Origin of the sequence: uncultured Mailhella sp., from assembly GCF_905187505.1 — a bacterium.
Taxonomy (GTDB): Bacteria; Desulfobacterota; Desulfovibrionia; order Desulfovibrionales; family Desulfovibrionaceae; genus Mailhella.
Genome location: NZ_CAJJIC010000103.1, coordinates 1 through 8,564, shown reverse-complemented (window position 1 = coordinate 8,564; position 8,564 = coordinate 1). Strand labels below are relative to the sequence as shown.

10 protein-coding genes are annotated in these 8,564 nt (G+C 58.2%); 6 read left to right on the top strand and 4 right to left on the bottom strand.

What is annotated here, in order from left to right; genetic code table 11:
• From QZZ60_RS09020 to QZZ60_RS09010, 3 genes are all read left to right on the top strand, one after another.
• On the top strand, positions 1-441 hold a 441-nt coding region (locus QZZ60_RS09020; RefSeq protein ID WP_295640677.1), incomplete at its 5' end, for a translocation/assembly module TamB domain-containing protein.
• Positions 442-509: 68 nt separating this feature from the next.
• Complete coding sequence (locus tag QZZ60_RS09015; RefSeq protein WP_295640675.1) at positions 510-1,349, top strand: acyl-ACP thioesterase domain-containing protein; 840 nt, start codon at positions 510-512, stop codon at positions 1,347-1,349.
• Positions 1,350-1,651: 302 nt separating this feature from the next.
• Positions 1,652-2,206, top strand: a complete 555-nt coding sequence (locus tag QZZ60_RS09010; RefSeq protein WP_295640673.1) for a nitroreductase family protein — start codon at positions 1,652-1,654, stop codon at positions 2,204-2,206.
• Positions 2,207-2,350: 144 nt separating this feature from the next.
• Here the strand turns inward: QZZ60_RS09010 and QZZ60_RS09005 are convergent, their stop codons facing one another.
• The 3 genes from QZZ60_RS09005 to QZZ60_RS08995 all read right to left on the bottom strand — a co-directional run bounded on the left by QZZ60_RS09005 (position 2,351) and on the right by QZZ60_RS08995 (position 5,212).
• Entirely contained in the window at positions 2,351-3,493 is a 1,143-nt protein-coding gene (locus tag QZZ60_RS09005; RefSeq protein WP_295640671.1) for a glycosyltransferase family 4 protein, read from the bottom strand.
• Between the two features lie 11 nt (positions 3,494-3,504).
• A complete protein-coding gene (locus tag QZZ60_RS09000) occupies positions 3,505-4,749 on the bottom strand; it encodes a M20 family metallo-hydrolase (RefSeq protein ID WP_295640669.1) in 1,245 nt (414 codons plus the stop codon).
• Between the two features lie 196 nt (positions 4,750-4,945).
• Positions 4,946-5,212: a PxxKW family cysteine-rich protein gene (locus QZZ60_RS08995; protein WP_295640664.1), complete on the bottom strand. Its 267-nt coding sequence runs from the start codon at positions 5,210-5,212 to the stop codon at positions 4,946-4,948.
• A gap of 183 nt (positions 5,213-5,395) precedes the next feature.
• Between QZZ60_RS08995 and QZZ60_RS08990 the strand changes: the two genes are divergently transcribed.
• A complete protein-coding gene (locus tag QZZ60_RS08990; RefSeq protein ID WP_295640662.1) occupies positions 5,396-5,980 on the top strand; it encodes a DVU0298 family protein in 585 nt (194 codons plus the stop codon).
• 223 nt (positions 5,981-6,203) lie between these two features.
• On the opposite strand, the gene QZZ60_RS08985 is transcribed toward QZZ60_RS08990, so the two are convergent.
• A complete protein-coding gene (locus QZZ60_RS08985) occupies positions 6,204-6,533 on the bottom strand; it encodes a hypothetical protein (RefSeq protein WP_294446753.1) in 330 nt (109 codons plus the stop codon).
• A 123-nt stretch (positions 6,534-6,656) separates the two neighbouring features.
• Here QZZ60_RS08985 and rnc point away from each other — a divergent pair, with 123 nt between their 5' ends.
• Both rnc and QZZ60_RS08975 read left to right on the top strand, forming a co-directional pair.
• Positions 6,657-7,373: a ribonuclease III gene (gene rnc / locus QZZ60_RS08980; protein WP_295640659.1), complete on the top strand. Its 717-nt coding sequence runs from the start codon at positions 6,657-6,659 to the stop codon at positions 7,371-7,373.
• 101 nt (positions 7,374-7,474) lie between these two features.
• Positions 7,475-8,564: BadF/BadG/BcrA/BcrD ATPase family protein (locus QZZ60_RS08975; RefSeq protein ID WP_295640657.1), on the top strand; the 1,090-nt coding region annotated here is incomplete at its 3' end.

The window sequence follows — 8,564 nt, the reverse complement described above, 5'->3', positions numbered from 1 at the left end:
GCCACGAAGCCGGAAATTTCTCTGTCCAGCCAGCCGACCATGCCTCAGGACGAAATCATTTCTCAGATCATGTTCGGTCAGTCGGCAGGCACGCTGAGTCATGTGCAGGCCATTCAGCTTGCGGCAGGAGCGGCCCAGCTTGCAGGGCTGGGAGGCCCCGACGTCATGGGCTTCAGCCGGGAACTTCTGGGACTGGACGTGTTCAAGCTGAATTCGGAGAGCACGACTTCGGAAGACGGCAATTCCGACATGTCCAAGACGTCCCTTGAAATGGGAACGTATGTGCTCGACAATGTCTATGTCGGCGTTGAGCAGGGCATAGGCAGAGAGAGCGAGACCGATGCCGTGGTGGAAATAGAACTGACGCCAAGTCTCGACGCTCAGGCCAAGGCATCTTCCAACAGAACGGAATTCGGTCTGGAATGGAAGAAAAACTACTGACATCCTGCACAACCTGCAGCAAAAAACTCCCCGGACTTCTTCCGGAACAAGCTTCAAGAGGCAAAAGCATGCCTGAACATTCTCAAGCTTCGCCGTACGAGTTTGACATCAATTTTTCGGTCCGCTACGGCGAGATCGGCGAAAACGGCGTGGCAACTCTTTCTTCTCTGGGCAACTGGCTTCAGGAATCGGCGGGCAGAAACGCCGATCTTCTGGGGTTCGGCGAAAACGACCTTCTCCGGCATGATCTGACATGGGTGCTCACCAGACTCGTGTTGCGCATCGACCGCCTTCCCCGCGAGGGGGAAAATCTGCGCATACATACATGGCCTTCCACGCTCGATCATTTCGGTCATCGAGGCTATGAGGTCTACGACGAACAGAACAGGCTCATCGTCAGCGGCGGAAGCGCATGGTCCGTCATGAGTCTTGCCGACCGCTCCATGGCTCAGCTTCCCGACGAGCTTGTGCCCAGATACCCGTCAGCCCCCAGGCCCTGCGCCCCCTTCGCCTGCCGTGTCATTCCCCGACTACGCACAGATACGCCGTCAAAAAGTCTTCTGCGCGTGCGTCGGGACGATCTCGACATCAATGGACATGTCAACAATACCAGATATCTTGCCTGGATTCTGGAACCCCTGCCCTCGGAATCCGCACTGGAGAAAAAAGACGGGGAAAGCTCCATGCCCCGTCTCGTGGACATTACCTTCCGGGCTGAGTGCTTTCCTCAGGAAGAACTGGAATGTCTGTGCGCTCCCTCCGTCATTCCATCCGGGGCGGAAAGGGAAATCTTCCGGCACGCCGTATCAGGGGCGCGTCTTCATTCCATTCAGCGTCTCTCCGACGGCAGCGAGGTATGTCGCGCCCTGACGTTGTGGGACTCCCCACAGGAAGAAAACTCCGACTGAAACATTCATGCCGCGCGGAGTTGCCGGCTTCCGCGCGGCCCCGCGTCAACGCAGTTCCCATTCCAGAAACGAAAGACCTTTCTCCTGGAAATCTGAACTTGCACGCCTGCTCACGAACCGTCCCGTCTGTCCCCGCAAACCTCTTTGTTGTTCTGCGTCCTGCTCCCGCGGATCTCCGGTCCACAACCGGAACGAACGCACTTGCACGAACCGTCCCTGGCGTCCCTGTGTCATGAGTATCATGCCATCATGCTCTTCCCGTCTTTCCATTTTTTCGTATGGTAAGGAAAAAAGGAGAACGCATGGAAACGCCCGACGCTCTTTCCGCCATCTTCACAAGACGAAGCATACGTAAATTTTCCCCAAGACCCGTAGAAGACCGGTTGCAGAAAACCCTGCTTCGCGCAGCCTTTGCCGCGCCTTCGGCAGAAGATGCACAGACCAGACGAATCATAGTGATTACGGACAGGGACACGCTTGACGAGCTTCCCTCCCTTCATCCCTCGGCCTCGCCAGCCAGGGAAGTCTCTCTGGCCTTTCTCATCTGTTGCGACACTTCCGCCGTTCCTCAGACGGTATTCTGGCCTCAGGACTGCGCCGCCGCCACTCAGAACGTCATGCTTGCCGCCCGTGCCATGGGACTGGGATCGCTCTGGTGCGGCATTCATCCCGTGGAAGCCAGGGAACAGGCCTTTATTTCAGCCTTATCCCTGCCGGGCATGGTTCGTCCCGTCAGTCTCATCCTTATCGGATACCCGCTTCAGGATTTCTTCGACGAACAGAGCTGGAACCCGAAACTCGTCTTCCTCAACCGATGGGGACATCCGTTCGAACCTGTTTCTGTTCCCGTGGAGTGATGTTCCTTGTACGGATTCTGACCTTTCGAAGAGCATTCCTCTCTGAAGAATGCGGAAAAGTCCTCTCAGAGCCTCATGAAAAAGCCCCGCCATTAAAAAGCAGGGCTTTTTCATGAGGCATTCGTGCCGAGCTCTGAGCAGACATTACAAGACGGATGTCCGGCTCGCCGAGCGAATCGCTCTGTCATATACGTTGAGGGAGGCCTCAAGAAAATCTTCAAGGCGCAGACCGCCCTTGAAAACACGGTCAACGCAGACCTGTGCCAGTTCGGCACGCCAATCTTCATCCATCGCCTGAACCATGCGTTCGGCCATGGCCTGCGTATCTCCGGGAGCGAAACAGTACTGCGGAGGCAGAAGGTCAGGCATGACTCCGGTAGTGGAAGAAATGAGAGGCACGCCGGACGCCATGATTTCCAGAGCCGCCCGGGCAATGGCTTCCGAGCCCAGCGAAGCAAGGATGCCGAAATCAAGCGCGTTGATCACTTCTTCCGGCTTCTCCACCCTGCCGGTCACGGTGACTATTCCGTCGAGCTCTCCGAGTCCTTGTTCCCTGGACCAGCGGGCGACGTCTTCCGTCGTGAATTCGGAATCGAATCCGATGACGAGAAAACGTATTCTTTCCGCCTCGGGCGACAGTTTCCTCGCCTTTGCCAGCGCGGCAACCGTTTCCCGGATGCCCTTGACCTCGTCCATGCGTCCGAGAAGTCCCATGACCACGTCGTTCTCGCTGAAACCGTACCGTCGGCGCACTTCGGCGCCTGCCTGCCTGTCGGCATGAAAGCGCGCCGTGTCCACGCCTCCGAGTATGGTATAAAGCTTGTCGGAAGGCACATGAAGAGCTTCGGAAAAATGCCGCGTCATGAGACTGTTCGTGGCAATGACGGCATCCGCCGCCCGGCAGTGCAGCCAGCGGTTGACGAATCCTCCGCGGGGAAGACGCCGGTCTCCTCTGGTCCTGACCAGAGCAAAGCCGTATCTCTTTTTCATGAGAGCCCACAAAACGAAAGCTTCACCGCGATGACAGTTGACGACATCCGGTCCAAACTCCCGCACAAGGCCGTCCATGCCGCGAACAAGCTCCAGCAGACCGCCTGGAGTCTGGGAGTTGAAAGGCAGCTCCACCGTGGGCAGGCCGAGCTCGCGCGCCTTCATGATGGGCGGAGTTCCTGCAAGTCCGGCGACGAGCGACTCATGTCCTGCCTTCTGAAGGCAATGCGCAAGCGTTACGCCATACCACGCCGTGGCATTGTACCAGCGGACATTGACAACCTGTATCGTGCGCATGACCCCTCCGATCAGTCGTTGAACAGCATGGAGGCAAACACCTGCGCTTCCTTCACGGCGAACGAAAGTCGGGCCGCCTCATTGGGGGAATGGCAGTTCTCAAAAATCAACGCCCATACGGCAGCAGGAATGCCGCGCTCGCGGAAATTGACCGCCACGGTGGATCCGCCTATGCCGCCGCAGCGGCATTCTTTGCCGAGCACTTCCTTCACGGCCCTTCTGAGACCGGTCACCACGGCGCTGTCCTCGGACGTGGGCGCAGCGGCCGGCTCTTCCATGTACTTTTCCACAGTTACGGAAACGCCGTACTGTTTTGCCACCTTGTCAGCCAGAGCTCGGAAGGCGATGAGCACTTCTTCCAGAGAGTAGCAGGGGAGCACGCGGCAGTCTATGTAGAATACTTCCTTGCCGGGCATGGTATTCACATTGGGAACGTTGGGCTCGTGCTTCGTGGGGGTGAAGGTGGAGCGGTCGGGAGCAAAAAGTTCATTGCGGGCGGTAAATTCTTCCTCAACAGCCTTCGTGCCGAGAATCATGGCCGCCGCAGCCGTAAGGGCGTTTCTGCCGTCATCGGGACGGGAAGCATGACACTGGCAGCCTTCTATGTCCACGCGCAGCCAGAGTATGCCCTTTTCCGCAATTTCAATGAATCCGCCGTCCGGACTTCCCGAGTCGGGAACCAGCACGATGTCGTCCGGAGAAACGAAATCCGGCCTTTCCCGGAAAAGATGCTGAATGCCGTAGGCGTTGCCCGTCTCCTCATCGGACACGAGGATGAGACCGAGGCCGAAATCCGGTGTGACCCCCGTCTCCTTGATGGCGGCAGCCAGCAGGCAACCGCAAACGACGGCCTGCTGATTGTCTTCCACGCCGCGGCCATAAATCAGGTCTGCGTCGTCCTTGTCGCGCGTCACCACCCACGGATCGGAATGCCACAGGCTCTCCTCTCCCGCGGGAACCACGTCCAGGTGACCGAGTATCCATACCGTACGGGAAGACCGGCCGGGAATGCGAACGATAAGGTTGGGACGCCTGCGGGAAGGCACTCTGTCGTCGGCAGCGTCGACATGCTCGATGTCATCGATGCCGAAGGAACGAAGCCATGCCTCAAGATACTCTGCCTTGCTCTGCTCCCCGTCGCCCCCGTTGTCGGGGCCGAGGCCGCGTCGGGCCGTCATGGCGCTCTGCAGTTCAAAAACACGTTCGGCACGGCCGGAAAGCGAGGCAAGCAGGGTATGCTTTTCTTCCAGAGACATAATAACACTCCAATTAAACACCTAACACCGGGTGCCGACAATGCGGAACCCGGTGAAGGTCAAAAGAAAAAACGGCAACGCATGACCTTTCGTCTCCGATGTGAGACTGAAAAGGCCACTTCCCGGAACGTTCCGGACGAACATTCTCGAAGAATGTACCGCGTACCGGCCGTACGGCCGGAAATGAAGGTACGGCTTAGTGGCCCTTGGCGGCACGCTTGGAGGCCTTCAGAGGGTTCACCTTGGCCTTGGCGGCAACTTCCACCTTGACGTGGGTGGCGAAGTTGCACTTGCCGGAAGTCCACTTCTTGGCGGGGATGGGGTAGCTCGCGCAGAACTGCTGGCCTTCGAACTCGCAGATGCGATCGCAGCCGCTGCACTTTTCAACGATGGGCTGAACAGGAATGCCGTTCACTTCAACACCGGCTTCGGTCTTGACGGCGTTCTGAAGAACTTTGCTCATAGGAATCCTCCAAGTCATTCCCCGTCGATGGCGGGGCTGGTTAGCACAATAGGAACTCGAATAATTGTCCTGTAATCGCCTTTCTGTCAAGCCCCAATTGTTCAACCTGCAAAAAACCGGCAAACTTGCCATGTCGCCGGCATCCATAGTATGGTACGCCCGACATCAAGAAGGAGTATGCCCATGCCTCGTTTCCGTTCCCTGAAAAACGCTCTGCGGACCTGGTTTCGCGACGAAAAGTGGTCGAAGCAGCAGCCTCTTCCCGCAGAATGCGAAGACGCCTCTCCCCTGTCGCTGGCCAACGCTCTTTTCGCCTGCCTCACGGAAGGCGGGACCATGGCCGAGCGCGCAGCCTTCGCCATGGGGGGCGTCATGGCAAAAGTCTACGCAGACTCTCCCGAGGATGCCAAGAACATCGTGCGCCGCTTCATGTGGCACATGAACGAGGAATCCGGCAACATAGGCTGGGGCATTCCCGAAGCCTTCGGCGAAACGCTTGCGCAGTGTCCCCCTCTGGCGGACACCTTCCGCCGCGTGCTTCTGCACTACATCTACGACGCCCCGGAAGAAAAAAGCACGGGCTTCTGCGACCACGCTCCTCTGCGCATTTCCTGCTACCATGCCATTGAGCGTCTGCTGGAGGCAAGACCAGACTTCGTGAACGAGGCCATGCCGCTGATCCGTCTTTCCGCGCAGAACGAAACCGATGAGGCCTGCAGAGAGGCCGCCCTGAAGCTCGTACGCAAATATATGCTCACCGCGCTGTAGGCGCATCGTCGTAAATGACGGTCTGCCCGCAGGAAGGCCGTCCTCGTTCTGCGAAACTCCTTCCGCAGAACGAGGGTTCGAGCGCTCGGAGCTTCATGCACGGGCACGCCAAAGATCCCGAGCCGCTTTCCCCGGTCGGATAAAATTTTCTGCCCCTTTCCGAAAGCACAAAAAAGCGCGAAGCTTTCGCCTCGCGCCTTTTTTGTGCAAATCCGATGTAGGACTACAGGATGAGTCCGGAACCGCCGTTCTGCGAAGGATTGGGGTTCAGTCCGCCGGAAGAGAGGGACAGATTGGAGCAGGCTTCCAGATACTTGTCCTGCACTTCCTGAGGAGTGTGAGAATATTCGAAGAGGAAATGCTTGCCGTCTATGCGGCCGTTGAACTCCTGGTCGAAGGGATAGCCATAGGGCAGCATCATGAGCTGGACGCCCTGCTGGGTAGGAACAGTCTGCATGATGGCGACGTCGGTCAGAGCGTTGGCTTCGGCATCGAACTTGCCGATGATGAGCTCACCGGTCACGATTTTTACAAGACGGATATCATAGGCCATGATAAGACTCCTTGAATGTTGTGATAGATAAGTAGGAAGTCCCGGCCCGCTTGTCAAGTCGGAACAGCCTATTGCCAATTGCCCGATGAGAGCATATTTCTTTCTTCATGAGGAGTTTATGAGATGCACAGGACAGCTTTTTCCCCTGATGCTCTGAAGCGCCTTTCGGAACTTGAAGGGCGCCTCCAGTATCGTTTTCACGACATATCGCTGCTGGCCACGGCGCTGACCCACAGCTCGTGGGCCAATGAACACAACACCGCGCACAACGAACGGCTGGAATTTCTGGGCGACGCCGTGCTTGAAGTGAACGTTTCCTGCGAAATCTACAACCGCTTTCCGCAGGAGCGGGAAGGCGGCATGACGCGTCTGCGTTCCCGGCTCGTCAGCGAAGGCAAGCTTGCCGAGCTGGCGCGCAGCCTTCATCTCGGCGAACTTCTGTTCATGGGACGAGGCGAGGAAGCCCAGGGAGGACGGGAACGTCCGGCGCTCATTGCCGACGCCATGGAGGCCGTGCTCGGAGCCGTCTACCTCGACGGCGGACACGAGGAAGCCTCCGCCCTCATTCATCGGCTTTATGCCGGCCGCTGGCCGGAACCGGGCACGGACCGCAAGAGCAAGGACTACAAAACCCGTCTTCAGGAGGCCACGCAGTCTCTGCTCCATTCTCTGCCCGTCTACATGCCTCTGTCCAGCAGCGGCCCGGAACACGCCAAGACCTTTCGCGTGCAGCTTGAACTGTCCGACGGACGCAGCTTCGTTGCGGAAGGAGGCAGCCTCAAGCGAGCCGAGCAGGAAGCGGCCCGTCTGGCTCTTGAAGCCCTGGGCGTCAAGGAATAGCCGGCTTTCCGGCTTTTCCCCCCTTGCGTTTTTTTCACCATTAACCTACTCTGGATTCGTTCGATTCCCTCAGGGTGTCTTGTATGGATACAAGGTCGACCTTGGCTCACATTGGTCTCGATATCGGCTCCACCACAGTGAAGCTCGTTGTCCTGGACCCGTCTACCCGCGTGCTCTATGCACGCTACCAGCGCCACATGTCCGACGTTCGGGCAACAGTGGCCCAGCTCTTCCGCGAAGCGCTCGCCGACGGCGGGCTCTCCGGTCATGCCTTCACGCTGGCGGCTACCGGTTCCGGCGCCATTTCCCTTACGGAAGAACTCGGCATTCCCTTCGTTCAGGAAGTCATTGCCTCCTCTGAAAGCATACGCAGACGCATTCCCGACGTCGACGTCACCATCGAACTCGGCGGCGAGGACGCAAAGATCACATTCTTCACCGGCGGCGTGGAACAGAGAATGAACGAAACGTGCGCCGGCGGCACGGGTGCGTTCATCGATCAGATGGCCACGTTCCTCAACACCGACGCCGCAGGCCTGAACGAACTCGCCTCCCGCTACCGCACCATCTATCCCATAGCCTCGCGTTGCGGCGTCTTCGCCAAAACGGACATTCTTCCGCTGCTCAACGAAGGCTGCGCCAGAGAGGACATTGCCGCCTCCATCTTCCAGGCCGTCGTGGAACAGGCCGTAAGCGGCCTTGCCTGCGGACGAGCCATTACCGGCAAGGTGGCATTTCTCGGCGGACCTCTCGCCTTTCTCAGCAGCCTTCGTCAGCGCTTCGTGGAAACTCTGGCGCTCTCGGAAGAGAACGCCATTTTCCCTCCCTATGCGGAATATTTCGTCGCCATGGGCACGGCCATGTATTCCGTATCTCAGCAGGAGCTCCCCGGCAACGAGCAGCAGGTTGGAGAGCATGTATGGACAGCCGAAGAGCTGTCGGCTCTTGCTGACAAACTGACCAGCGGAGCCCACAAGCCCGACGTGGTTTCTCTGCCGCCTCTCTTCCACGACGAGGAGGAACTGCGGCTTTTCCGGGAAAGACACAATTCCCACACCGCCTCATGGGCGGACATCTCCGAACTTTCCGGCACGAAGGAAGCGCCTGCCCCCGTGTACCTCGGCATCGACGCAGGCTCGACCACCATCAAGTCCGTGCTTGTGGATGAAAAGGGACGCATTCTGCACCAGT

Excerpts from the sequence above, each read along its gene's own strand:
- QZZ60_RS08990 (WP_295640662.1), top strand. The coding sequence starts at position 5,396 with ATGCCTCGTTTCCGTTCCCTGAAAAACGCTCTGCGGACCTGGTTTCGC.
- QZZ60_RS09005 (WP_295640671.1), bottom strand. The coding sequence starts at position 3,493 with ATGCGCACGATACAGGTTGTCAATGTCCGCTGGTACAATGCCACGGCG.
- QZZ60_RS09015 (WP_295640675.1), top strand. The coding sequence starts at position 510 with ATGCCTGAACATTCTCAAGCTTCGCCGTACGAGTTTGACATCAATTTT.
- QZZ60_RS08985 (WP_294446753.1), bottom strand. The coding sequence starts at position 6,533 with ATGGCCTATGATATCCGTCTTGTAAAAATCGTGACCGGTGAGCTCATC.
- QZZ60_RS08995 (WP_295640664.1), bottom strand. The coding sequence starts at position 5,212 with ATGAGCAAAGTTCTTCAGAACGCCGTCAAGACCGAAGCCGGTGTTGAA.
- QZZ60_RS09010 (WP_295640673.1), top strand. The coding sequence starts at position 1,652 with ATGGAAACGCCCGACGCTCTTTCCGCCATCTTCACAAGACGAAGCATA.
- QZZ60_RS09000 (WP_295640669.1), bottom strand. The coding sequence starts at position 4,749 with ATGTCTCTGGAAGAAAAGCATACCCTGCTTGCCTCGCTTTCCGGCCGT.
- rnc (WP_295640659.1), top strand. The coding sequence starts at position 6,657 with ATGCACAGGACAGCTTTTTCCCCTGATGCTCTGAAGCGCCTTTCGGAA.